Raw genomic sequence first — 24,646 nt, 5'->3', positions numbered from 1 at the left:
ATCGGCAGCGGAGCAGGAGGAATAATATATGCCGGACGCTCAATATCATTGCAGGACAAGAATGCCGACCGGGGCAAAAGTGGTCTTTATCGGATTCGCAGTCGTCGCAGGCTATTACCTAATGACGGAGCATGCAGCTCATGTCCTGACCGCACTGCCACTGCTCCTCTTCCTATCCTGCCCGATCATGCATCTCTTCATGCATCACGGCCATAATCACGGTCGCACCCATGCCGTGCCGCCTGCGTCAGAATCAACGCCGGAAAAGGGAGGCGACAATGGGAACGCATGACATGCAGGGCTTCGGCCTGTGGGGCCTCGCCTTCGTCAACGCGGCGATCTTCATCCTGTTTGCCCTGAGCTTCTTCAAACCGCAGTCGGCGCGGGACTGGCGCAGCTTCAGCGCATTCAGTGCGTTTCTCGTTGCGCTCTTTGCCGAAATGTATGGCTTTCCGCTCACCATTTATCTCTTCTCGGGCTGGCTGCAGTCGCATTATCCTGGCGTCAATTGGTTCAGTCACGACGCAGGCCATCTGCTCGAAATGATGTTCGGATGGCGGGTCAACCCGCACTTTGGCCCCTTCCACATGGCAAGCTTCGTCCTGATCGGTGCCGGCTTCTGGCTAATTTCTGCAGGCTGGGCCGTCCTCCATGCCGCCCAGCAGAATCGCGCCATGGCGACAACCGGTATCTACGAACGTCTGCGACACCCGCAATATGTCGGCTTCATCATGGTCCTGACCGGTTTCCTGCTACAATGGCCAACGCTGCTGACGGTTGTGATGTATCCGGTTCTGGTGGTGATGTACGTCCGCCTAGCGCGCCATGAAGAGCAAGCTGCGATTGCGGAATTCGGCGATGCCTATCGTGACTATATGGCGCAAACCGGTGGCTTCTTCCCCAGATGGCATAGTGAAAGCGCCAGGTGAGATGCCAGTCCGTTGGCCTGTATAAAATGAACGCTTGACCCTGACATGATGTCAGACCCCATATGATGATGCGTTAGAGGAGAATCGATATGACATCGACTGATCACAAGGCGCATGACCATGATGGCGCCTGCTGCAGTGGTGCGGCGAAAAAGGCCGGCAGTCCGGCCACGATCGACCCGGTTTGCGGGATGAAAGTCGATCCGTCGGCGACCGAACACCATGCTGCTCATCATGGTCAGGACTACCATTTCTGCAGCGCTGGCTGCCGCACCAAGTTTGTCGCCAACCCCGATCTGTACCTCTCCAAGGTGGCTGCACCGCCGCCAGCAGGGGCGAACGACGTCATCTACACCTGTCCGATGCATCCGGAGGTACGGCAACTCGGGCCGGGCTCGTGCCCGATCTGCGGCATGGCCCTGGAGCCTGCGACCGTTACGCTCGATACCGGACCCAGTGCAGAACTCACCGACATGACCCGGCGCTTCTGGATTGCACTCGTCCTGACCCTACCCGTTTTCGCGCTCGAGATGGGCGGTCACCTGACCGGGCTCATGATGTTCGTTGGCAAGCAGACATCGAACTGGATCCAGTTTGGGCTCGCAACACCGGTCGTGTTGTGGGCTGGCTGGCCGTTCTTCGTGCGCGGATGGGCCTCGATCAAGTCGCGCCACCTCAATATGTTCACGCTGATCGCCATGGGCGTGGGCGTCGCCTATCTCTACAGCCTCGTCGCACATTTCGCGCCGTCGTTGTTTCCCCCGGCCTTTCGCGACACGATGGGCACCGTTCCGGTCTATTTCGAAGCGGCCGCCGTGATCACCGTGCTCGTCCTGTTGGGACAGGTTCTGGAACTTCGGGCGCGAGAGCGCACCTCAGGCGCGATCAAGGCGTTGCTCGATCTGGCGCCTAAGACTGCGCGGCGCATCACCGCGGATGGGCAGGACGAAGAAGTCACGCTCGACCTGATCGTTGTCGGTGATCACCTTCGGGTTCGTCCCGGCGAAAAGGTGCCTGTCGATGGCGTCATAGCCGAGGGGCGGGTCTCGATCGATGAATCGCTGGTCACCGGCGAGTCGATGCCGGTGACCAAGGAAGCCGGCGCCAAGGTCATCGCTGGCTCGCTCAACAAGACCGGTAGTTTCGTCATGGTGGCCGAGAAGGTTGGAAGTGAGACGCTGCTCTCGCGGATCGTCCAGATGGTGGCAGAGGCGCAGCGCAGCCGCGCGCCGATCCAGCGCATGGCGGACCAGGTCTCTGGCTGGTTCGTCCCTGTAGTTATTGCGGTCGCGCTTGTTGCCGCTGCCGCCTGGGCGCTATTCGGGCCGGACCCGCGCCTGACCTATGCCCTGGTCGCTGCGGTCTCGGTGCTGATCATCGCCTGCCCCTGCGCTCTTGGCCTCGCCACCCCCATGTCGATCATGGTCGGTGTCGGGCGCGGCGCGCAAGCGGGCGTGTTGATCAAGAATGCCGAGGCCCTCGAGCGCTTCGAGAAGATCGACACGCTCGTCGTCGACAAGACCGGAACGCTGACCGAGGGACGGCCCGCTGTGACCGGTATCCGCACTGTCAGTGGCTGGGAGGAAAACGAGATCCTTCGCCTGGCCGCCAGCCTGGAGCGGGGAAGCGAACACCCGCTGGCGGATGCCATCCTGCGCGCTGCGCAGGACCGCAAGCTCGAACTAAAACAGGCCAGCGATTTCGATTCTCCGGTGGGGCGCGGCGTGACAGGTACAGTGTCGGGCAAGCATGTCCTCCTTGGCGGCCCGCGTTTCATGGCCGAGCAGAAGATCGACACGGCTCAGCTCAACGCCGACGCCGAAGCGATGCGCGCCGAAGGTGCGACCGCGATCTTCGCCAGTGTCGATGGCAAACTGGCAGGGCTCCTGGGGATTTCCGATCCGATCAAGGAAACATCTGCCCAGGCTATCCGCGACCTTAAAGCCGATGGCATCCGCATCGTCATGATGACTGGTGACAATCGCACCACGGCGCTCGCGGTTGCAGCCCGTCTGGGAATTGATGATGTCGAGGCCGAGGTGCTGCCCGAGGACAAGGCCAGCGTCGTCCAGAAGCTGCGCGCCGAAGGCCGCAGCGTCGCCATGGCCGGCGACGGCGTCAACGATGCACCAGCCCTCGCTGCGGCAGAGGTTGGGATCGCCATGGGTGCGGGCGCCGATGTCGCTATCGAAAGTGCGGGCGTGACCTTGCTGCAGGGCGATCTGGGCGGCATCGTGCGGGCGCGGCGGCTGTCGCGGGCCGTCATGCGCAACATCCGCCAGAATCTGGTCTTCGCGTTCGCGTATAACGTGGCGGGTATCCCGATTGCGGCAGGCGCGCTGTACCCGGCATTTGGCTGGATGCTTTCGCCCGCCATTGCAGCGGCTGCCATGGCCCTGTCCTCGGTCAGCGTCATTAGCAATGCCCTGCGCCTGCGGATTGTCCGGCTATGACTGATTTGCCGCTTCACTACGAGGCGAGCGCGACAATCGCCCGCTCGGCGGAAAGCATCTTCGCGATGGCCGACGAGCCGAACTTGATGACCAAGCATATGGGCGGCCCTTCGCTGATGATGGGCGGCGGCTCCATGCGGTGCGAGCTTGACGCTCTGGGTGGAAAGGCTACGGGCTCTGTGATCCGGCTTGCCGGAACGGCCTTCGGATTGACCATAGCGGCTGAGGAAGTCGTCGAGGCTCGCGTGCCGCCAACGCGCAAGGTCTGGGCGACCATCGGTATGCCGCAGCTTGTCGTCATACAAGCTTACCGGATGGGATTTGCAATCACCCCATTCGGCGCCGGGAATCTCCTCCTTGTCTGGATCGACTATGCGCTGCCAGAACCCGGCTTGGCGCGTTGGCTGGCGCGCGCATTTGGGGGCATGTTTGCCCGTTGGTGCGTCAATAATATGGTGCGGGAAATCCAACATCGACAAGCAGGTAGGCCATGAACATCGGTCAGGTAGCCGAGGGATCGGGCGTATCGCAGCGCATGATCCGGCATTACGAGAAAATCGGCCTCATCCCCGCACCACCACGGCGCAACGGCACTTTCCGGGATTATTCGCCTGACGACGTCCATCGTCTGCGGTTCATTGCTAATGCGCGCGATCTCGGGTTTCCGATCGAGGAAATACGGGAACTGCTTTCGTTATGGGGCGACCGTAACCGGTCGAGCGCAGATGTCAAAGCCCTGGCGCTGGCGCGAGCAGCACTGCTTCATGGCAAGGCGCTGCAACTCGAACAGATGCGCGCCACTTTGCTGGATCTGGCCGAACAATGTTCAGGCGATTCACGGCCCGAGTGTCCGATCATCAATGGCATCGCGCAGGATGAAGCCCGTCGCAAGGCCGTGTAGAAGGATAACCTGACAGACGTCTCGCAGGAGATCCCTCACCTCACGTTCACGCCGGTCTGGCGGATCCAGTCACAGATTCGAGCCTGAAAGGAATGACGTGCGGGCGATCCCACCTGACGGCCTGCCGGTTCCACCCCAATCGGTGGCAGAGCAGCTCAACTTGGGTTGCTTCTGCATCTCGCTCGATCGCAGGGAACTGGCAGATGCCCTGGACAGGGCAGTCCGGAGCGAGGGCTTCGCGGCGCGCCTGGGCGCGTCGCATCCGACGTTGTTTTCGAATGTTCCTGTGTTCGTGCCATCGGAAATGCTGGCCCAAATGATGCTGATTGTTGGTGCCGTCGAAGAGGCGGCGCGATTGCCGGCTTATCGTGCGGCAGCGCTGGCCTATGCGCCGCTTTCGGCAAGGCAGGACTTCGGCCCGCTTGGGGCATTCATGGGCTATGACTTTCACCTCGCTTCCGACGGCCCCAAGCTGATTGAAGTGAACACGAATGCTGGCGGGGCCTTCCTCAATGCGCTTCTGGCTGGCGCACAGCGTGCCTGCTGTCCGGAGGACCGATTTGCCGTTCGTGCCCCAACCGAAAGTGATTTCGCCGAGCGCGTGGCGCGCATGTTTGTCGCCGAATGGCAGCGGCACCGAAGCAAGGGTCGACCCGCGCTGATCGCAATTGTCGACGATATGCCCGAGAAGCAGCATCTCTACCCGGAGTTCCAGCTGGCGCAGGATTTGCTCGAGAAACAGGGCATTCGGGCAGTCATCGTTGACCCTGCGCAGATGGTCTACGATGGACAGAAACTCACGGCTGAGGGGCAGGTGATCGATCTGGTCTACAACCGATTGGTCGACTTCTCGCTTGACGAGCCGCGACATGCCGCGCTGAAGGCCGCCTACCTTCAGGGTGCAGTGGTCGTGACGCCGTCACCCCACGTGCACGCGCTTTTGGCCGACAAGCGCAACCTTTCACTGCTCTCGGATGATGCCCGGCTTGAAGATTGGGGTCTACCGGCTGCATATCGGGCCGTTCTGCGAAACGGCCTGCCGCAGACTGTTGTCGTCACTCGCGCGAACAGCGAGGATCTTTGGCGAGAACGACGGAACCTGTTTTTCAAACCGGCGCGCGGCCACGGCAGCAAGGCGGCATATCGAGGTGACAAAGTCACGCGGCGGGTGTGGGACGAGATTGTCAGCGGCGAATATGTCGCGCAGACCTTCGCCGCGCCCACTGTTCGTAAGTAAGCGCCGATGGAACCCGGCCTTGTGCGGAATGGGGTTGGCGTGAATTTCGCGGGGCAGATGGAGGCCTTGCGAGTGGATATTGAGCAGTCAAACGAGCCTCGTATGGGCGCTCGTCAGGATGGTGGAGCGGTCGTGCGTGTCGAGCGACGGCGGCATTGGAGCGACGAGGAAAAGCTCGCGATCCTGAAGGAGACGACGCAGCCCGGCGTCATAGTGGCGGCGGTTGCGCGTCGTCATGGGATCGGAACAGGCCAGCTCTATACATGGCGCAAGCAACTGCTGCGCGGGGCGATGGCGGGTTTTGTTCCCGTTGAACTGGTGAAGCCCGAGCCCGCGGGCAAGCTCACCGAAGCTGGCCGGATCGATATTCAGCGGGGCGGAGGGTTCACCGTTTCGGTGGACAGGCTGGTTGACCGGGAGGCGCTGAAGCTGGTCCTCGAGATTGTCGGGGAGCTTGAGCGTTGAGTCTGGCGCTGCCGCCATCGGCCAAGATCTATCTGTCACTGGCGCCGTGCGACATGCGCAAAGGCTTCGACGGGCTGTCGGCCCAGGTTCGTAATATCCTGCAGCTTGATCCATTCTCTGGTGCAGTATTCCTGTTCCGCGGGAAAAGAGGTGACAGGTTGAAGGCGCTGGTCTGGGACGGGTCGGGGCTTTGCCTGTACGCGAAACGTCTCGAGCGTGGAAAGTTCGTGTGGCCGCGAACCCAGGATGGAGCGGCAGCTCGGCTGTCGGGCGCGCAGTTGGCGATGTTGATTGAAGGCCTCGATTGGAGGCAGGCGATCATTCACGACGAGGTGCCCGTCCCGACACTTGCATGAGCGAAAAAGTCACGGAAAACTGCGGTTTTAGGTAGGATCGGGAAGGCATTTTCGCTATAGTTCCGGGCATGCGGTTCGACCTTGATCGCCTTCCCACAGACCCGGTTCTCCTGCAGAAAATGCTGCGGGAGATGGCCGAAGCCATGAAGGTAGAGCGGACCGAGCTGAAGGCGGCAAAGCATACCGTCAAGACCCAAAGCCTGACGATCGAAAAGCTGGAGCATCGCCTTGCCCGACTGCTGCGCGTCCAGTTCGGTCGCAGCTCCGAAAAGATGGATATCGCGCAACTGCGCCTGATGTTCGACGAGGTCGAGGCCCCGGAGCCGGCCAATGACGACGTAGCCGCAGCGTCAAAGCTGAAATCGGCACGCAAGGCTGGAGCCCGGATGCCGATCCCGGCGCACGTCCCGCGCCTGACGACGGAACATCGCCCAGAGCCCTGTGGCTGCGGTGGCATGGAAACTGTCATCTGCGAAGACGTCACCGAAGTTCTGGATTATGTGCCGGCCCGCTTCCGCGTCCTGCGCCATGTTCGTCCTCGTATCGCCTACCGGGCCTGCGAGACGATCCGACAGACTCCCGCCATCGATCTGCCGTTGCCCAAGGTCATGGCGAGCAGCGCGCTGCTTGCGCATCTGGTCGTCAGCCGCTTCGTGGATCATCAACCCTGGCACCGCCAGTCGGTGATCTTGCGGCGCCAGGGCGTGGACATTGATCGCGATGTAATGGGGCGTTGGTCCCGCAAGCTGGCTTGGTTGATGGCCCCGCTCGCAGAACGCTTGCTCGCCTACGTCCTCCAGGCTCCCAAGATCCATGGTGACGAGACCCCGGTTACATTGCTCATGGGTGAGAACGGCAGCCACACAGCCTACTTCTGGGTGTATCTGCGCGATGGTCGTTCGAGTGGTGACATGAGCCCGCCTGCTGTGGCGTTCCGCTTCACCACCGGCCGCGGCGGCGAGCATCCCGCAGCCCATCTCGCCGGGTATCAGGGATATCTCCAAGCGGATGGCTATGCCGGCTACAACGCGCTGTATCGCGACCCGAAGACGAAGGCCCCACGCAACGTGACCGAGGTGGGTTGCTGGGCACATGCGCGGCGCAAGTTTACCGACATTCTGGAAAAGAACCCGTCGCCGGTCGCGGCCGAGGCCGTCGTGAGGATAGGCGAGCTGTTCGCGATCGAGCGCGACATCAAGGGCGCACCACCTGATGCACGACGGCGGGTCCGCAAGCAGCTGGCCGCACCGCAACTGGCTGCCTTACGGCCCTGGCTCGAAGCACAGATGCGCGGGCTGTCTTCGGACAGCGCATTGGCGAAGGCTTGCCGTTATCCGCTCAACCGGTGGGCGGCGATGATCCGCTATTGCGACGATGGCCTGCTCGAGATCAGCAACAACCTGGTCGAGAATGCCTTGCGCGGCATTGCACTTGGTCGGCGCAACTGGATGTTCGTCGGTTCGACCAAGGGCGGAGATGCTTCGGCCCTGTTTTACTCGCTTGTCGAAACATGCCGCCTGAACGGCGTGGAACCCGAAGCTTGGTTTACCGACGTTATCGCGCGTATCGGCAACCACCCGATCAACCGGATCGACGAATTGCTGCAATGGCACTGGCAGGCGGCGAGAGAGGTCCAGAACCTGGAGTATGCTGCTTGAGCAACGCCTTCATCGTGCGGATGACAATCACCCTGGACGACGTGACCCCGGCCGTCAGCCGCATGATCGAAGTGCCGCTGGGTATCAGGCTTGACCGTCTTCACAGCGTCTTCCAGGCGGCATTGGCGTGGACGGACAGTCATCTGTGGGAGTTGACCTTCGGCCGTACCGGCTTCGGCATCCCGGATCCCGAATATGGCTTTGGCGGTCCGCTCGATGCACGCAAAACGACCTTGGGTCAGGCTCTGGAGGGAATGCGGGGCAAGACCTTCCGATACCTATACGACTTCGGTGATGCCTGGGAGCACAGCGTCAAAATCCAGGGCATCGCGCCTGCGGACCCCCAAGGCAGCTATCCTCGCCTGCTCGCAGCCACCGGCATGCGACCGCCAGAGGACTCAGGCGGGCCTTGGGGCTATGCCGAGAAGCTGGAAGCCCTGGCCGATCCGACCCATGAATACCATGAAGAGGCGTTGGAAGCCCTGGGCGACGACCATGATCCCGATGCCCAGCCCGACATCGATACGATCCATAACCGCTTAGCAGCGCTCGCAAAGAAATGGGCGCCGCGCCCACGAACGGCCAAATAGGCTTACGTCAACGCCGCCTTCCGTCGGCGCTTACGTTCGTAATGCGACCGTGGCGGGGGAGAGCATCGCTCTCAAGACCGATATTCGACTTTACACATATGCAGGCGAGCTGCTGCTGGACGCAGCACGTCTCTACCAGGGCCAAACCACCAACATGCGCACCCCGGGAGGCGGGTTCGCCCCGGTTTTGCAGGTGACCGACTCTGGCCCTTAGCCCCGAATGAGCGTGCGGGCAGAGTTCTTAGCCAATGCGGCCAAATGATCGATTGACATGACCCGGGATCGACGGCGTTCAAGGGCGGGAACCTGACTGCGGCTAGCAAATCCGGCCGCACCGTCACCGCCTAGGAGCAACTGAAATACAACTTCTCGGAGATCTTGAGCTTTGGTGGAGTACCCTCGATCACCGTGACCGTTAAACTGCTGTTCTCAATGCCGCGGTGAGTAACGTAGTGACCGTGCAGGAGCAGGTCATTGCCGCGAATTTTGACCTCTTCGACGTGAAAATGGCTGTGCCCAAAATCCAAACCGTCAGCTGATATGCGAAGCGACGACCCGGAACCCGGCGCGCAACCTGGAACATCGTTCCAGATGCCGGATATTTCGGCGTACCGCTGATCAACATCATCGCCCTGCGCAGGCGCTACCACTCCGCCTGCACGCTGCTTCCCTGTTGAGCCGGTCACGCCTTGCCTCGCGACGGAAATTTCAGCCTCACGGTCCGGTGTCGGACCTGGAACACGGTGCTTCTGCAGAATGGGAGCGAGCGTCAAAACCATGCCAAGCACCAGAAGCACGGCGCAGATCAGAACGGTCGTCCAGTATAGCTTTGGCGCGGTCTGACGCCGAACACGCGAAGATGCGAGCGGCGCTCGCCCCGTCTTCAGAGCGTGGCATATCAAGGAGCCAACGAGCAGCACCATGACAATCCCGATCAGCACTTTGCACCCACTTTTGCTTCCTAGCGCCAATAAAAATTGACCGCCCATGAAACCGAAGAAAGAGAAATCATCCCGCCATCCGTGGGAGATATTGCAAGGTCTAGTCAGCGAAGCCTGACAAGGGCCAGTAGCGACGTCAACTGCCTCGTCCCTGATCATTCCAAGACCATTGCCCAGCAGGGCATTGGAATCTGAAATTGTGCGGCGCACTCCGGTCAAGCGGTAGTGGGTTGCGCCGGCGATGCAAGAAGCGAGTGTCGAATTGACAGTCGCCCATTACAAGTCGAAGGAAGTGACGTGAAGCGCTGGTTCTCTCTGCTGATGCTCGTAGGAGCACTCCTCGGTCTGATCGGGCAAGAAGCTGCGTTCGCGCACGTCATTCCGGTTGAAAGGGCAGAGCTTGTGGCTACCGCCGCACCGATGAGCCCCGAATGCGCGGAAATGATGCATCTCGTGAAGCAGAAGCCACAGCCCGACAAGCCGTGTCAGGGCATGACGCCTGATTGCGTAGCCAAGATGGGCTGTGCAGTTGCTGTGGCGCTGGTTCCTCCGCTTCCGAGCGCCAGTCCGACCGAATTTCGCCCATCGATTCCTCGCCAGATGCCGGTCGCGTTGCTTGTTGGGCGTGAAACCAGTCCAGAACCGCATCCACCCGCACGCCTTGGTTGAACCTCACTGGCGCGCCCGCGAACCTGTGTTCGCGGTGCGTCACTTCACCGTTCAATCAAGGATTTTCGACATGAAGACGTTACTGACACTGGCCGCAGCAATTGCGGCACTCACAGCCGCATCCGCCAGTTTAGCGAGCACGCCTGCCGGCGGCCATTGGGAATGGCAATCGCGCCCGACCTCCGGCCCGAACAAGTCCAACCTTCCCCAGCAGATCCGGGTCTGGATCAAGGATGGCGGCACCGAGGTGGCAGACTGCAACTGCAGCATGATGAAGATGAGCGCGGCCAATTGCATGATGGACATGCCGGGCAAGCGCGCCATGCCTTCGGCTGGTTAAAGCGATTGCCTGGCCGATAACGAAAAGCAACCTGGCCAGGCGCGTGTCGCCGGCGGAGTATTCGCATGCTTCGCCGGCGCACGTTTTGCCCCTGATTGTTTGACGTTTCGGTCCGGCCTCCGCCGATCAGGAGAGCTCCATGCGAAAGATTTTTCTGGCGCCGCTGCTCGTGGCCATCCCGGCCGCCGTGCTGGCCGAACCCATGACGTTCGATGCCGCGCTCGACCGCGCTGCACGCGAAGCGCCGTCGCTTGCAGCGAGCGAGGCGAGCGTCGAAGCCACGCGGTCGACGGCAATTGCCGCCGGTCGGCTGCCCGATCCGACCTTGGTGGTGAGCCTCGAGAATTTCCCTGTTTCGGGGCCACCTGCTTTCACATTGAACAGGGACAGCATGACAATGTCACGCGTCGGAATCGAACAGGCGTTTCCCAATCCCGCCAAGCGCCGTGCTCAACAGGGGCGAGCACAAGCAGACATCGGCGTGGCCGAGGCCGATCTGGCGGTCGATGCCCAGAATGTGCGGCTCGAAACCGCGCTAGCCTGGGTCGATCTCTACTATGCCAAGCGGCGCCTTGCCCAACTTGAGCGGCTCGACGCGAGCCTTGGCGATCTGCAAGCTACCGTCACGGCGAGGCTCGCGTCTGGTTCGGCACGTCCTTCGCAGGCGCTTGAACCCGAGCAGTTGCGCGCAGCCATCAACGACCGTCGCAGCGAGCTCAGGGCCGATGTAACCAAGGCGCAGGCGAGACTTGCGCGCCTTACCGGCGACCCCGACTCCGATGTTACCGGGGACCCGCCGGTGCTTGAGGTGTATGGTCCTGCTTTGCGGACCCATGTGGCTTCCCTACCTCGACTTCAGGCTCTGGACGCCCGAGCCCGTGCTTCCGAGGCGGATGTCACGCTTGCCCGCGCTGACAAACGCCCGGACTGGCGGGTTGGAACATCCTATGGTCGTCGCGCTCCCGCTTATGGCGACATGGTTTCGGTCACGGTCAGCATCGATCTGCCATTCTTCGCAAAGCGCCGGCAAGATCCCTTGATCGCCGCGCGCGAAAGCGAGGCGCAACGTGCTGGGTTGATGCGCCAAGCTGGAGAGCGTGACCTCTTGGCCGAACTCAATGCCGACCTTGCGGACTATGCCTTGCATCACCAGCGGCTGATGAATGCGCGCGATACATTGGTGCCGCTCGCCAAGCGCCGGGCCGAACTCGACATGGCGAGTTACGCCGCGGGCAAGCTCGATCTCGGAAGTGCTTTGCTATCGAGCCTGGCGCTCGCCGAAGCCGAAGTCGATGCGCTTTCGCGCGAAGCCGAGGTCGCCCGCGACGCGATCCGGATCAACTACACTTATGGAGGAGTTCGGCCATGACGCTGGACAGGACAAACGCAATGCGCTGGGGCACCGGGGTGCTGGCAGTCACGATGCTTGCCGGTGGTGGCGGCTATTGGCTCGGACAAAAAGGCGGCCCGGCCACGACTGAAACGGGATCGGCCCAATCGGGTCGCAAGATCCTCTACTGGTACGATCCGATGGTGCCGGCCGAGCACTACGATAACCCCAATTCGCTCTCGTCGATGGGGATGAAGACCGTGCCCAAATATGCCGACGACGCCCCCATGGGCGATGCGATGCCCGGCGTCAGCGTCGATCCCGCTGCGCGGCAGAATCTTGGCATGCGCGTGGTCGCGGCCGAAATGGGCGCCTTGCCCTCTGCCCTCACGGTTACCGGCACGATCGACTTCAACCAGCGCGACGTGGCGATCGTCCAGGCCCGGTCCGGCGGCTTCGTCACCCGCGTCTACGCCCGCGCGCCCGGCGATGTGATCGGCGCGGGCGCGCCCATCGCCGACCTCCAGCTGCCCGAATGGGGCGGCGCGCAGACCGAGTTCCTTGCCGTGAAGAGGCTCGGCAAGCCCGAGCTGACCGCCGCCGCACGCCAGCGGCTGCGGCTGATGGGCATGTCCGATGCGCTGATCGGCGAGGTCGAACGGACGGGCCGGACCAATGGCACGGTGACGATCCGCTCGCCGATCGCGGGCGTGATCCAGTCGCTCGACGCGCGTCAGGGTGTAACGCTCGGCGCGGGCCAGACGCTCGCGCAGGTCAGCGGCATCGGCACGGTCTGGCTCAACGCCGCCGTGCCCGAGGCGCAGGCGGGTATGGTCCGCGTAGGCCAAAGCGCGAGCGCCACGCTGACCGCCTTTCCGGGCGAAAGCTTCGCCGGACGGGTGAGTGCGATGCTGCCCGCAGCGCAGGCCGACAGCCGCACGCTGACGGTGCGGATCGAACTCGCCAACCGTGGCGGACGGCTGCGACCCGGCATGTTCGCTGCTGTCGCATTGGGGAGCGAGGGAGGTCAGGCGCTGCTGGTGCCGAGCGAAGCGGTGATCAGGACGGGCGCGCGCACTCTCGTCATGCTGGCGCTCGCCGATGGACGCTATCGTCCGGCCGAGGTCCGCACCGGCCGCGAGGGCGGCGGCAAGACCGAAGTGCTGGCTGGGCTGGCCGCAGGCGAAAAACTCGTCGCCTCGGGCCAGTTCCTGCTCGATTCCGAAGCGAGCCTGACCGGCATTGCCGCCCGGCCAATCGGAGGCGGTCAGTGATCGCGGCGATCATCCGCGCCTCGGTCAGGGGACGCAATCTCGTCTTGGCGGCCGCGCTGGTGCTCACGGCAATCGGCGTGGCGGCGGTTCGGACCACGCCGGTCGATGCGCTTCCCGATCTTTCCGACGTGCAGGTCATCATCCGCACGAGCTGGCCGGGGCAGGCGCCGCAGATCATCGAGAATCAGGTCACCTATCCGATCACCTCGACGATGCTCTCGGTGCCCGGCGCGCGGGTGGTGCGCGGCTATTCGTTCACAGGCGACAGCTTCGTCTATGTTCTGTTCGACGACGGCACCGATCTCTACTGGGCGCGGAGCCGGGTGCTCGAATATCTGAGCCAGGTCCAGAGCCGCCTGCCCGAAGGAGCGACGGCCTCGCTCGGCCCCGATGCGACGGGCGTTGGTTGGATCTACGAATATGCGCTGGTCGACAGGACCGGGCGGCACGATCTCGCGCAACTCCGAAGCTTGCAGGACTGGTTCCTGCGCTTCGAGCTCAAGACCGTGCCCGGCGTCGCCGAGGTTGCGAGCATCGGCGGCATGGTCAAGCAATACCAGGTCGTGGTCGATCCGCAGAAGCTCGCCGCCTATGGCGTGACGGGCGAGGCCGTCGCGGAGGCTCTGAAGCGCGCCAATCAGGAGGTCGGCGGGGCGAGCGTCGAGATGGCCGGAGCCGAATATACCGTGCGTGCCAGCGGCTATCTCAAGACGCTCGACGATTTTCGCAGTGTTCCGCTGCGCACTACAGCGGGCGGCGTGCCAGTGACTTTGGGCGAGGTCGCGAGCGTGCAGCTCGGCCCGGAAATGCGCCGCGGCGTGGCCGAACTCAACGGCAAGGGCGAAGTCGCGGGCGGGGTGATCGTCATGCGCCAGGGGCAGAACGCGCGGGCAGTGATCGAGGGCGTTCGAGGCAAGCTCGACGAATTGAAGAAAAGCCTGCCCCCCGGCGTCGAGGTGGTCACCACCTATGACCGTTCCGGCCTGATCGATCGCGCGGTCGAGAATCTCACCAGCAAGCTGGTTGAGGAATTCATCATCGTCGCGCTCGTTTGCGCGCTGTTCCTCTGGCACGCGCGCTCGGCGCTGGTGGCGATCCTCACCCTCCCGCTCGGCATCCTGATCGCCTTCATCGTCATGCGGGCGCAGGGGCTCAACGCCAATATCCTTTCACTCGGCGGTATCGCTATTGCCATCGGCGCGATGGTCGATGCGGCGGTGGTGATGATCGAGAATGCCCACAAGCACCTGGAGCGCTGGCGCCACGACAATCCGGAAGCAGAGCCCGATGCACCCACGCGATGGCGGCTTGTCACGGATGCCGCAGCGGAAGTCGGCCCGGCGCTGTTCCTCAGCCTGTTGATCATCACTTTCTCCTTCCTGCCGATCTTCACCCTGCAGGGCCAGGAAGGCCGGCTATTCGCGCCGCTCGCCTTTACCAAGACCTATGCGATGGCGGCGGCGGCTTTCCTCTCGATCACGCTGATCCCGGTACTGATGGGCCTCCTCATCAAGGGCCGTATCCCCAGCGAGGAAGCCAATCCGATCAATCGCTGGCTGGCGTACATCTACCGCCCGGTGATCGACCGTGTGCTGGCGCGGCCGAAGCAGACGCTGATGATTGCCGCGTTGGTTTTCGCCACCAGCCTGTGGCCGATCGCTCGGATCGGCGGCGAGTTTCTGCCGCAGATGGACGAGGGCGATCTGCTCTACATGCCTTCGGCGCTGCCCGGCCTGTCGGCAGCCGAGGCTGGCCGCCTACTCCAACAGACCGACCGGCTGATCAAGACTGTCCCCGAAGTCGAGAGCGTGTTCGGCAAGGCCGGCCGCGCCGACAGCGCGACCGATCCCGCGCCCCTCGAAATGTTCGAGACCACCATTCGATTCAAACCGCAGAACCAATGGCGGCCTGGCATGACACCTGAGAAGCTGCGCGATGAACTTGACGCAAGGGTGAAGGTGCCCGGCCTTGCCAACTTCTGGATCCCGCCGATCCGCAACCGCATCGATATGCTGGCGACAGGCGTCAAGAGTCCGATCGGGATCAAGGTCGCCGGATCGAATCTTGCCGAGATCGACCGCACCGCCAAGCGGATCGAACAGGTAGTTAAGGCCGTGCCGGAGGTTTCCTCCGCGCTGGCCGAGCGGCTCACCGGCGGGCGCTATATCGACGTCGATGTCAACCGCGCCGCCGCTGCGCGCTATGGTCTCAATGTCGCCGACGTACAGTCGGTGATCTCGGGCGCGATCGGCGGCGAGACTGTCGGCCAGACCGTCGAAGGACTGGCGCGTTATCCGATAAGTGTGCGCTACCCGCGCGAACTGCGCGACAGCATCGACAAGCTCGCCAGCCTGCCGGTGCTGACCTCCTCGCGTCAGCAGATCACGCTCGGAACCGTCGCGACCGTCAACATTAGCGATGGCCCGCCGATGCTCAGAAGCGAAAACGGCCGGCCTGTCACCTGGATCTACGTCGATGGGCGCAATAGCGACATGCAAACGCTGGTCGGCGACATCAACCGCGCGATCACGAGCAGGGTCGTGCTGCCGCCCGGCGTCAGCATTTCCTACACCGGCCAGTACGAGTTCCTGGTCCGCGCCAAGGAACGGATGAAGCTGGTAATCCCGGTGACGCTCGCGATCATCTTTGCGCTGCTCTACCTCACCTTCCGCCGCTGGGACGAGGCGCTGCTGATCATGGGCACCCTGCCCTTCGCGCTCACCGGCGGGCTGTGGCTGCTCTACTGGCTTGGCTACAACCAGTCTGTCGCGACTGCGGTCGGGTTCATCGCGCTGGCCGGCGTCGCCGCCGAGTTCGGGGTGGTGATGCTCATCTACCTCAAACAGGCGCTCGAAGCGCGCCACGATGGCGATGTCGCTGCCGCCGTGCGCGAAGGCGCGCTGCTGCGCGTGCGCCCCAAGGCGATGACCGTTGCCGTAATCCTCTCCGGCCTGCTGCCAGTGCTTGCTGGCAGCGGCGCGGGCTCTGAAGTGATGAGCCGTATCGCCGCGCCGATGGTCGGCGGCATGCTCACCGCGCCACTGCTCTCGATGCTCGTCATTCCGGCAGCCTATCTACTGATGCGCCGGCGATCTCGACCCCATGTTCAACCCGAAGGAGACGTGTAGTGAAGAAAACCCTGACGATTGCGGTCGGCCTCTCGGCTATTGCCACGCTCACCGCCTGCAAGAAGGAAGCGGAAGTGCCGAAGCCGTCCCAGAGCGCTGCCGCCGATGCTGGCACCATATCCGGCATGCCGAAAGCAACCGCAATGAAGCACGGCATGGCTGCCGGCACGGTCACTGCCATCGATACCGCGAAAGGCACGATCACGCTTGATCACGGTGCCATCACCGGCCTGGGCTGGCCAGCCATGACGATGGGCTTCGCGGCTAGGCCGGAAATACTTTCCGGGATCAAGATCGGCGACAAGGTGGACTTCGAGATTGATTGGGATGGCAAGGACGGAACGGTGACGAAGATCGCAAAATCAAGATCTTGAAGTTGGGAGGCAAGCCAAAATCGATGTTGATGTAAAAGCGGAACAACCTGCAATTCTAAGAGAGCGCTCCTGACCCACAACGCCAGCATTGCTGACGAGTGTCCTCAGCGCCAGTTGCTCCAAACCATCGGAAATCTTGGGTCGGCCGATGTGGATCAACACGCGGTCTCATTTGCGGAGTGCTACATTATGGCGATTGCTTAGGCCTGTGCATTAATCGGCAGCGTCAATCCGCCGAGGATCTTGCATTCGGCGACCATGCCGTTCTGACACGCCCCTATCAGCCGATCCAATTCGCCGCGGAGAACCGTCAAATCGGCGATCTTGCGGTCGATCGCGGCAATCTGTTTGCAGGCAAAAGATCGCCTTGCAGGACCGTTCGGGATGGTCGGCAAGCGCCAGCATTTCCGGGACAATATCCAGCAGATGTCCTAGACTGCGGCTTTTACGAATGAAGGTCAGGCCCCGGACATCTGCTTCATCTTGGCTCCTTCGTTACTACGACGAAGCCCCAACCCTGCTTAAATCACAGCCTCAAATCTGTGCCATTGGTGCTGACAGGGGACAACCCTTGCGCCTCAAGTGCCTTGTCAGATTGATCACATTCGAAGCCAACGATACAAAATCTGAACTCAGAGCGAAAAAGGCTCCGGCCATCAAATTGTGGACCAGCCAAAAAGGAGCGCCGACAAGGAAGAGCGCCTTCATACGGTGAGTAGATGTCTGGAGTCGTGCGAAAGTTGCCAATGAGCTACCAATGAAGACCAATACCGAGGCCATTCCATGCCATGTGGCCACGGAGAGAGAAATCAATATAATGAAGCTCGCTCCATAAAGTCTTGTAACAATATAACGATCTTTTACGGCGATAGAAATAGCGAGCTGAGAACACGCAATAAGGCATGCTATCGCGGCCGTAGGCGAGCCAATAGCCAAAAAATAGAGCGCAAATTCTGCAGATCCTGAACCTTGAATCTTAACCGATGTTCGATAATCCACAAAAAATGGCCATGCAAATACACAACATATGGCTATTATGCCGAACACAGTCGAAATCATTACCAAACCCACGAGGTTAGTATATTATTTGCATATTGCTTTATAATATATATATGAATTTTCATATTAGACGTATACAGTGGCGTCCTTAAATTTCCTATTCTGAGAAGATAAGTGGTTCTATGTACAGATAGACCCAGGGCGTCTGTGGTTGCCGCCCTTGGTGCAAGTGAGTAGCCCCTAGCCCGGCTTATTCATGACAGCGGCGTAGTTTGCCTTGATTGGCGGGCGACGGCACTGGCGGCGTGGACGGGACGAGCGTTTCCGTTGCGCCTTTTTCATCGCGGAGGTTCGAGGGGCTTGCGGGATTGAAGGAAGGGTCTCGGGCGTTCGGCGGCACGGCCGCGCTGGCTATGTCGGTGCGGGCCTGAGCGCGGTTGCGATTGTCTGGAAGGCTGCGGCATCAGGGCATGCCGAGGCGAAGGCGATCCGGATGCGGGTGGCGCTTTCGATGACGCGGGCGGCGACATTGAGCAGCCGCAGGCTCAGTGTGGCGAACCCGGCGGTGGCGAGCGCGGTTGCTTTGGGGATCTCCTGCTGGATGCGCCATGTATGGACGACCCCTGCGGCGCAAGAGCTTTTGTTTAGCGATGAGCACCGGTCGGGTGCATCCATGTATTCGGCCTGTTCGCGCAGCACCGCATGGCTGCTGGCCCTGATGAAGTCCGCAGGCTGGCTCCCTAATCACGTCATCGCGCTCGCAGCGCTGTGACCCCCTGGGTTTTGCCGACCCCCGGTCTGACCGGTTTGTCATCACTACTCAGCTACTCCTACGCCATCCTGCCACCGGCGTTACCCGGCAGCGCGGACGACGGTCATGCGGCCTGCGCCGCATAGACTTCTTTGCGCGACATCACCGCCCAAGCGATACGGGCTGTTTTGTTGGCGAGCGCGACCGTCGCGATCTTCGCAGGCTTGCGTTCCAGGAGCTGTGCCATCCAGGGCTGCCGGTCGGCGTTCTTGCGCGTCATACGCATCACCGCGGTCGCGCCGACCACAAGCCGCCGCCGTAAGTAGCCATCTCCCTGCTTGGTTATCCCACCCAGGCGTTCCTTGCCGCCGGAACTATTTGCTCGAGGGGTAAGTCCCAGCCATGCCGCAAACTGGCGGCCGGGTCGGAACAGCGACGCATCTGGCACTGCGGCCGAGATAGCCGACGCGGTGATCGGGCCGATACCCGGGATCGTGGCGAGCCGACGGCTTGTCTCATCGGCGCGATGCCAAGCGAGGATCTGCGCCTCCAACCTGTCGATCTTACTGGCGAGCGCCCTCATCTGAGCAGCGAGCCCGTGCAACGCGGAACGAGCGTGAGCAGGCAGACCTTCTTGTTGGTCATGCAGCGCTTTGAGCATCGCGGTCACACCGCCGACGCCTATCCCTGTCACGATGCCGTACTCGGCCAGGTGACCTCGCAAGGCGTTGATGAGCATGGTTCGCTGCCGCACCATCAGGTCGCGGCTCTTGTGCACCATCAACACCGCCTGCTGTTCGACTGACTTTACCGCAACGAACCGCATCGTCGGGCGCACTACCGCCTCGCAGATCGCCTCTGCATCTGCCGCATCGGTCTTCCCGCGCTTCACATAGGGCTTCACGTAGGCGGGCGGCATGAGCCGGACTTCGTGGCCCAATGCGATTAGCTCGCGAGCCCAATGGTGCGCGGATGCGCACGCTTCCATGCCGACCACGCAGCCCGGAAGGTCGGTGAAGAAGCCGATAACCTCCGCGCGCCTCAACTTCCGCCGCACCAGAACGGCTCCGTCGCTGCCGATCGCATGTACCTGAGGGCATCGCGTGGAAGGTACGCCAGACAACGCTAAGCGAGAACATTTCAAGAAACTCATGATGGCCGTTACCGCCGGAGGTCGCTAAGCCCCAGTTCTTCCCACATCCATGTAAAGTCATAGGTGCCCATCGGATCGGCGGTGCCCGATTTTGCCGCGCCATTTTCGATATATTTGAGCCAGTCGGCTACCTTTACCCGCCCCGCCTTTGTACAGGCCAGAACGCGTGGCGTCTTGTGGCTGAGGGCTGGGACCGGCTCATCGAGCGTTTTCGTATATTCACGGGTCAGCATATCGTGAACGATGCGCTCCATTTCATGCGGTGGAATATCCAGCGCCTCGTCCTGTGGCGTGCGGGCGGCATCGTCGGCCATAACCTGATCGAGCGTCCGGATTTCGGCCATAGGCGCGCTCACGCAATCACCAAGCCATTCGCCCATCTGGGTAATTGCTCGCTCCGCGCGGGCGGCACTGTTTACCTCGACGATCAGCTTGCGCCCTGCCAGTTCCACATTGGCAAAAACCGGCGTGCCGTCATCCATGGTCGTGACGAAGGCCCGCTTGCCTTTGGTCGCTTGCGGCTTCTTGTTCTTCGTCGCTGGTGCCAGCCAGTTCCAGAAACTGTCGCTGGCAGGTTCCAGCCATTGTGCCGCGTTCAGCCTTCGGATCAGGCTCTTGCCGACCACGCCTTTCGCCAGCGGAAAAACGATACGGTGGAACACCAGGTCATCGCCGTCGGCGTTGACCATATCCGGCGCGCTGCCGGGCATGGCCTTGCCCAGACAGTCGAGCAGCCACATGTTCGTGAACATCGGTCCCGATGCTCCCAGAAGCGCGTCCCGATCGGACGGGTCCAATTCCGCAGTGTCCTGAGTTTCGTCGGCAAGTCGGGAAAATGCCTCGACCACTCGCACGGCGCCCTCAGCGCTGAACGGCAACAGCGCTCCGGAAATGCCATGGCGCCCGTTCACGTCGACAACCCTTGCGGCGATCTTGTCCCAGTTGACCAGGGTCTGGGTTGCACCGTGTTCGCGCACCGTCACCGGAGCAACGTCGCGCAGCAGATCGCGCAAGGTCATCGACTGACCAGGCACGACTTCGCTGACCTCATAGAGCGACATGACCGTATCGCGTAACGCGCGCATATAGGCCTTGTTCGGCGCCTTTTCGTTCCAGCCCCGGCGCTTGAGATAGTCATCGACCAGATTGCGACCGTCGGGTTCCAGTTCCTGCGTAAGCAGATCTTCAAAGGCGCAGCCCCATAGCGGCCCTTGCCAGTGATCGCCAATTATCTCGAATATGGCGTCAGGCTCGAGTCCGGTCGCTTCGCTCGCCGGATCGAGATGCGCGGACAGCATTTCGGCCAATGCCTCATCCCATGGCGCGCGATCCGCATATTTCATCAGGCCGGAAAGATCGTGAGCCGATTTCGATCTGGACATTCAGATGGGCCTTTCCACGCCGAGGCGGCGCATTTCTCGATAGATGGTCGATCGGCCGATGCCGAGTTGTCGTGCTGCTTCTGTCGGCGAGATGCTCGCTTCGACCAGTTTGATGGCGGCATGTACCTTGGACATGTCGAGCGGCTGACGGCCGGGCAACTTGCCTTTGGCGCGCGCGGCGGCGATCCCATCCCTGGTTCGCTCGGAGATCAGTCTCCGCTCGAAATGGGCGATGGCCCCGAACACATGGAAGATGAGTTCGCCGGCGGCCGACGATGTGTCGATCTTTTCCTCAAGACTCAGGAGCGCGATGCCCTGGCCGCGTAGCGTCTCGACCGTGGTGAGCAATTCGGCGAGCGAGCGCCCAAGCCGATCGAGGCGGACCACCGCCAGCGTGTCGCCCTTGCGGGCATAGGCGATCAGTTCGGCCAGACCGGGCCGCTCCATGCTCTTGCCCGACATGACGTCGGTGAACACCTTGATCGCGCCGGCCTCCTCCAGACGCATGGTCTGTCCAGCCACGTCCTGATCGCCGGTGCTGACGCGGGCATAACCCAGAATATCGCCCATCCCGTGCGTCTCCCAAACGGCCGTTTTGTGGACGTTCTGAACGGCGACGGCTTCGCCCCATCCATATCCGTCCACATACTATGTCTCTTTACTCATGGCTGTCCATAGTCCCAGATGACCTTTTGTGGACGGGAATCGGCATGACGAAGCGCAAGCATCAACTCCTGACCGAGAGCGAACGCGATCATATCCTCGCCATCCCGACCGAACGCGACCATCTGGCCCGACTCTACACCTTCGAGCCTTCGGACATCGAGATCATCGGCGCACGACGGGAACGACGGAACCAGTTGGGCGTCGCGCTGCAACTCGCGCTCTTACGGCACCCGGGCATCACATTGGCGCAGTTGATACAAGACAGGGGCGCAATACCCCATGATCTCGCCGCCTTCGCCGCGGAACAGCTTGGTCTCCACGTAACCGACCTGGCCAACTATGCGGCGCGGGATCAGACGATGACGGACCATGCTCGAGAGTTGGCCGCGCGCCTGGGACTGCGGGGGCCGACCCGCGCTGATATCCCCTTCATGATAGAAGCGGCTAGGAAAACGGCATGGGCGACTGACAAGGGGATGACGATAGCGACCGGAGTTGTCACCGCCCTTCGCGAGGCCCGGATTCTGCTGCCGTCAATCTCCACTATCGAACGTGCCAGCAGCGCGGGGCGCGCGCGTGCCCGCAAGCAGGTTGCCTATGCCTTGATCGCCGATCTCAGCACCGAACAGGTCCACGCCCTCGACCAGCTCTTTGACGACGCCGGCGGCATGAGCCAGCTCGCTTCGCTCAAGACAATCCCCATCGCGGCCAAGCCCGATCACATCCGCCAGATTCTCGACCGCCTGCGGCAAGTGCGGAAGATCGGCATTTCTCCGGACCTGGCTGGTCGCATCCATGAGGACCGCTTCCGGCAATATGTCAGGGAAGGCCGTGCGTCGCCTGCGTATATGATCGAGCGATATATCCCCTCCCGGCGTCGCGCCACGGTGGTTGCGTTCCTGCTCGATCTTGAAGAACGGCTTACCGACAGCGCTCTGGAGATGGCGGACAAGCTGATTGGCAGCATCTTCACCCGCGCGAAGAACGCCCAGGCGCGCAGCTATGCAACCACGTCGAAGAACGTGGCGCGACTGATGCTGATCTTTCGCAGGACGATCGACGCGCTCACCGATGCAGTCGATACCGGCGAAGATCCGATAGAAGCCCTGGACGCATCGGTCGGGTGGAACACCCTTCTCAAAGCCAGGCCGGAAGTGGCGACGATCGCGGAAACCGCCAGCCTCGACCCGCTGACGGTCGCGGCTGATCGCTACGCGACGTTGCGCAAGTTCGCCCCCGACCTGCTTGAGGCGCTCAAGTTCAAGGCCGGAAAGGGCAGTGCGAAAACGATCGCCGGCATCGAGATGCTGCGCGACCTCAACAGGTCGGGCAAGCGCGATCTGCCTGCTGACGCTCCGATGCCCTTCCGCAAGGAATGGCGGAAAATCGTCGTGGGCGATGACGGCAAGATCAACCGGAGGCTTTGGGAAATCGCGACAATCGCGCATCTACGCAACAAGCTGCGGTCCGGGGATGTCTGGGTGGAGCGAACGGCGGGATACCGCCGGTTCGATAGCTACCTGCTCAGCGAACCAAAGGCGCAGCCGATCGTGTCGGCTCTCGGCCTGCCACCCACAGCCGGCGAATGGCTCGAACAACGGGGCCGAGAACTGGACTGGCGGCTGAAGAAATTTGCCCAGCGCCTGAAGCGTGACGCTCTGGAGGGTGTGCGATACCGCGACGACCGCCTCCAGATATCCCCTGTCCGCACGATCGCGACGCTCGATGCCGAAGCACTGGCCAACCGGCTCGATGCCATGATGCCACGCATCCGTATCACCGAGCTGCTGCATGAGGTGGCACAGGAAACCGGCTTTCTTGTAGCGTTCACCAACCTGCGCACCGGCGAGCCATGTCCCAATGAAAACGCGCTGCTCGCCACGATCCTCGCCGACGCGACCAATCTCGGTCTGTCGCGCATGGCGGCGGCGAGCCAAGGCGTCACGCGCGATCAGCTCCTTTGGACCCATGACGCTTATATCCGCGACGACAGCTACCGCGCGGCGCTGGCCGTCCTCATCAACGCGCATCACCGCCTGCCATTCTCGCGGATATGGGGCGACGGCACCACGTCCAGTTCCGATGGCCAGTTCTTCAGGGGCGCGAAGCGCGGCGCGTCGGGCGGCGACATCAACGCCCGCTATGGCGTCGATCATGGCTTCAGCTTCTACACCCATAATTCTGATCAGCGCGCGCCCTACCACGTCAAAGTGATCTCGGCCGCGACGCATGAGGCGCCCTATGTCCTCGACGGCCTCACCAGCCATGGCACCGATCTCAGGATCGTCGAGCACTACACCGACACCGGCGGGGCGACCGATCATGTCTTCGCCCTGTGCGCGATGCTGGGATTTCGCTTCTGCCCGCGCCTGCGCGACTTCCCCGACAGGCGGCTCGCGCCGATCGCGCCGGTCACGGCCTATCCGTCCATCACCCCGCTGTTGGGCAAGCGTATCCGCACCGACATCATCGGTGAGCAATGGGAAGACGTGCTGCGCCTCGTAGGGTCGATCAAGGTCGGCCATGTCGCGCCATCGGTAATGCTGCGAAAGCTCGCTGCCTACGAACGGCAGAACCAGCTCGATGTCGCGCTACAGGAAATCGGCAAGATCGAGCGGACGCTGTTCATGCTGGACTGGCTCGAAAATCCCGATCTGCGTCGGCGATGCCATGCCGGTCTCAACAACAGCGAGCAGCGCCATGCCCTGACGCAGGCGATCTACACATTCCGCCAGGGCCGCATCATCGACCGCAGCCACGAGGCGCAGCAATATCGGGCATCCGGCCTCAATCTGGTCATCGCCGCAATCGTCTACTGGAACACGATCTACATGGACGCTGCAGCCCAGCATCTACGATCAACATCGGTCGCGGTGCCTGATGACCTCCTCGCCCACACGTCCCCGGTAGGCTGGGAGCATATTGCTTTTTCCGGCGATTTCCTCTGGGATCGCGCAGCCGCTTCTGCTGGCCGCAAGGCCCTCAATCTTCCGCCGGATAGTCGCGCCGCCTAAGCGTTCTCTGATTGTTCACCCTTAACGTTGTTTAGC

The 24,646-nt window shown here is 62.0% G+C and carries 24 protein-coding genes; 17 read left to right on the top strand and 7 right to left on the bottom strand.

Going from position 1 to position 24,646, the window contains the following annotated elements; all coding sequences use genetic code 11:
- Positions 1–28 precede the first annotated feature (28 nt).
- The 10 genes from LUA85_RS19940 to LUA85_RS19895 all read left to right on the top strand — a co-directional run bounded on the left by LUA85_RS19940 (position 29) and on the right by LUA85_RS19895 (position 8,589).
- Entirely contained in the window at positions 29–292 is a 264-nt protein-coding gene (locus LUA85_RS19940) for a DUF2933 domain-containing protein (protein ID WP_184081800.1), read from the top strand.
- Complete coding sequence (locus LUA85_RS19935; protein WP_184081799.1) at positions 279–929, top strand: isoprenylcysteine carboxylmethyltransferase family protein; 651 nt, start codon at positions 279–281, stop codon at positions 927–929. Before LUA85_RS19940 ends, LUA85_RS19935 begins: the two co-directional genes overlap by 14 nt.
- Before the next feature lie 89 nt (positions 930–1,018).
- Positions 1,019–3,382 (top strand): heavy metal translocating P-type ATPase, encoded by a 2,364-nt coding sequence (locus LUA85_RS19930; protein WP_371823745.1) that lies wholly within the window; start codon positions 1,019–1,021, stop codon positions 3,380–3,382.
- A 65-nt stretch (positions 3,383–3,447) separates the two neighbouring features.
- Complete coding sequence (locus LUA85_RS19925; RefSeq protein ID WP_231472131.1) at positions 3,448–3,876, top strand: hypothetical protein; 429 nt, start codon at positions 3,448–3,450, stop codon at positions 3,874–3,876.
- On the top strand, positions 3,873–4,283 hold the full coding sequence (cueR, locus tag LUA85_RS19920; RefSeq protein ID WP_184081796.1) for a Cu(I)-responsive transcriptional regulator: 411 nt from the start codon (positions 3,873–3,875) through the stop codon (positions 4,281–4,283). Before LUA85_RS19925 ends, cueR begins: the two co-directional genes overlap by 4 nt.
- Before the next feature lie 316 nt (positions 4,284–4,599).
- On the top strand, positions 4,600–5,520 hold the full coding sequence (locus LUA85_RS19915) for a hypothetical protein (protein ID WP_231472130.1): 921 nt from the start codon (positions 4,600–4,602) through the stop codon (positions 5,518–5,520).
- A 102-nt stretch (positions 5,521–5,622) separates the two neighbouring features.
- Complete coding sequence (locus LUA85_RS19910) at positions 5,623–5,985, top strand: transposase (RefSeq protein ID WP_231472129.1); 363 nt, start codon at positions 5,623–5,625, stop codon at positions 5,983–5,985.
- Positions 5,982–6,341, top strand: a complete 360-nt coding sequence (gene tnpB, locus LUA85_RS19905) for an IS66 family insertion sequence element accessory protein TnpB (RefSeq protein ID WP_371823744.1) — start codon at positions 5,982–5,984, stop codon at positions 6,339–6,341. The genes LUA85_RS19910 and tnpB overlap by 4 nt, the downstream gene beginning before the upstream one ends.
- Before the next feature lie 68 nt (positions 6,342–6,409).
- Positions 6,410–7,999: an IS66 family transposase gene (locus LUA85_RS19900; protein ID WP_231471964.1), complete on the top strand. Its 1,590-nt coding sequence runs from the start codon at positions 6,410–6,412 to the stop codon at positions 7,997–7,999.
- On the top strand, positions 7,996–8,589 hold the full coding sequence (locus LUA85_RS19895; protein ID WP_231472128.1) for a plasmid pRiA4b ORF-3 family protein: 594 nt from the start codon (positions 7,996–7,998) through the stop codon (positions 8,587–8,589). Before LUA85_RS19900 ends, LUA85_RS19895 begins: the two co-directional genes overlap by 4 nt.
- 344 nt (positions 8,590–8,933) lie before the next feature.
- On the opposite strand, the gene LUA85_RS19890 is transcribed toward LUA85_RS19895, so the two are convergent.
- Positions 8,934–9,749 carry a hypothetical protein gene (locus LUA85_RS19890; protein WP_231472127.1) on the bottom strand — a complete coding sequence of 272 codons (816 nt, stop codon included), beginning with the start codon at positions 9,747–9,749 and terminating at the stop codon, positions 8,934–8,936.
- A 78-nt stretch (positions 9,750–9,827) separates the two neighbouring features.
- On the opposite strand from LUA85_RS19890, the gene LUA85_RS19885 reads away from it, so the two are divergent.
- The 6 genes from LUA85_RS19885 (at position 9,828) to LUA85_RS19860 (ending at position 16,645) form a co-directional block, all read left to right on the top strand.
- Entirely contained in the window at positions 9,828–10,199 is a 372-nt protein-coding gene (locus tag LUA85_RS19885; protein ID WP_231472126.1) for a hypothetical protein, read from the top strand.
- Positions 10,200–10,269: 70 nt separating this feature from the next.
- On the top strand, positions 10,270–10,539 hold the full coding sequence (locus LUA85_RS19880) for a hypothetical protein (RefSeq protein ID WP_231472125.1): 270 nt from the start codon (positions 10,270–10,272) through the stop codon (positions 10,537–10,539).
- 139 nt (positions 10,540–10,678) lie between these two features.
- On the top strand, positions 10,679–11,908 hold the full coding sequence (locus LUA85_RS19875; protein WP_183956216.1) for a TolC family protein: 1,230 nt from the start codon (positions 10,679–10,681) through the stop codon (positions 11,906–11,908).
- Positions 11,905–13,143, top strand: coding sequence for an efflux RND transporter periplasmic adaptor subunit (locus LUA85_RS19870; RefSeq protein WP_183956217.1), 1,239 nt, complete (start codon positions 11,905–11,907; stop codon positions 13,141–13,143). Before LUA85_RS19875 ends, LUA85_RS19870 begins: the two co-directional genes overlap by 4 nt.
- On the top strand, positions 13,140–16,271 hold the full coding sequence (locus LUA85_RS19865) for an efflux RND transporter permease subunit (RefSeq protein WP_183956218.1): 3,132 nt from the start codon (positions 13,140–13,142) through the stop codon (positions 16,269–16,271). Before LUA85_RS19870 ends, LUA85_RS19865 begins: the two co-directional genes overlap by 4 nt.
- Entirely contained in the window at positions 16,271–16,645 is a 375-nt protein-coding gene (locus LUA85_RS19860; protein ID WP_183956219.1) for a copper-binding protein, read from the top strand. The genes LUA85_RS19865 and LUA85_RS19860 overlap by 1 nt, the downstream gene beginning before the upstream one ends.
- Positions 16,646–16,845: 200 nt before the next feature.
- Here the strand turns inward: LUA85_RS19860 and LUA85_RS19855 are convergent, their stop codons facing one another.
- From LUA85_RS19855 to LUA85_RS19830, 6 genes are all read right to left on the bottom strand, one after another.
- Positions 16,846–17,040 carry a hypothetical protein gene (locus tag LUA85_RS19855; RefSeq protein ID WP_231472124.1) on the bottom strand — a complete coding sequence of 65 codons (195 nt, stop codon included), beginning with the start codon at positions 17,038–17,040 and terminating at the stop codon, positions 16,846–16,848.
- A gap of 139 nt (positions 17,041–17,179) precedes the next feature.
- Positions 17,180–17,704 carry a YgjV family protein gene (locus LUA85_RS19850; protein ID WP_231472123.1) on the bottom strand — a complete coding sequence of 175 codons (525 nt, stop codon included), beginning with the start codon at positions 17,702–17,704 and terminating at the stop codon, positions 17,180–17,182.
- A gap of 351 nt (positions 17,705–18,055) precedes the next feature.
- Positions 18,056–18,343: a transposase gene (locus LUA85_RS19845; protein ID WP_371823743.1), complete on the bottom strand. Its 288-nt coding sequence runs from the start codon at positions 18,341–18,343 to the stop codon at positions 18,056–18,058.
- 176 nt (positions 18,344–18,519) lie between these two features.
- On the bottom strand, positions 18,520–19,548 hold the full coding sequence (locus LUA85_RS19840) for an IS110 family transposase (protein ID WP_231472122.1): 1,029 nt from the start codon (positions 19,546–19,548) through the stop codon (positions 18,520–18,522).
- Positions 19,549–19,556: 8 nt separating this feature from the next.
- On the bottom strand, positions 19,557–20,930 hold the full coding sequence (locus LUA85_RS19835; protein ID WP_031293519.1) for a hypothetical protein: 1,374 nt from the start codon (positions 20,928–20,930) through the stop codon (positions 19,557–19,559).
- The gene (locus LUA85_RS19830; protein ID WP_013849886.1) at positions 20,931–21,500 is read right to left on the bottom strand and encodes a recombinase family protein; all 570 of its coding nucleotides are present in this window, start codon (positions 21,498–21,500) and stop codon (positions 20,931–20,933) included.
- A gap of 140 nt (positions 21,501–21,640) precedes the next feature.
- Between LUA85_RS19830 and LUA85_RS19825 the strand changes: the two genes are divergently transcribed.
- Complete coding sequence (locus LUA85_RS19825) at positions 21,641–24,610, top strand: Tn3 family transposase (RefSeq protein ID WP_231472121.1); 2,970 nt, start codon at positions 21,641–21,643, stop codon at positions 24,608–24,610.
- Positions 24,611–24,646: the final 36 nt, after the last annotated feature.

This window comes from Novosphingobium sp. CECT 9465 (assembly GCF_920987055.1).
GTDB lineage: Bacteria > Pseudomonadota > Alphaproteobacteria > Sphingomonadales > Sphingomonadaceae > Novosphingobium.
This window is presented reverse-complemented; position numbering and strand designations above follow the sequence as displayed.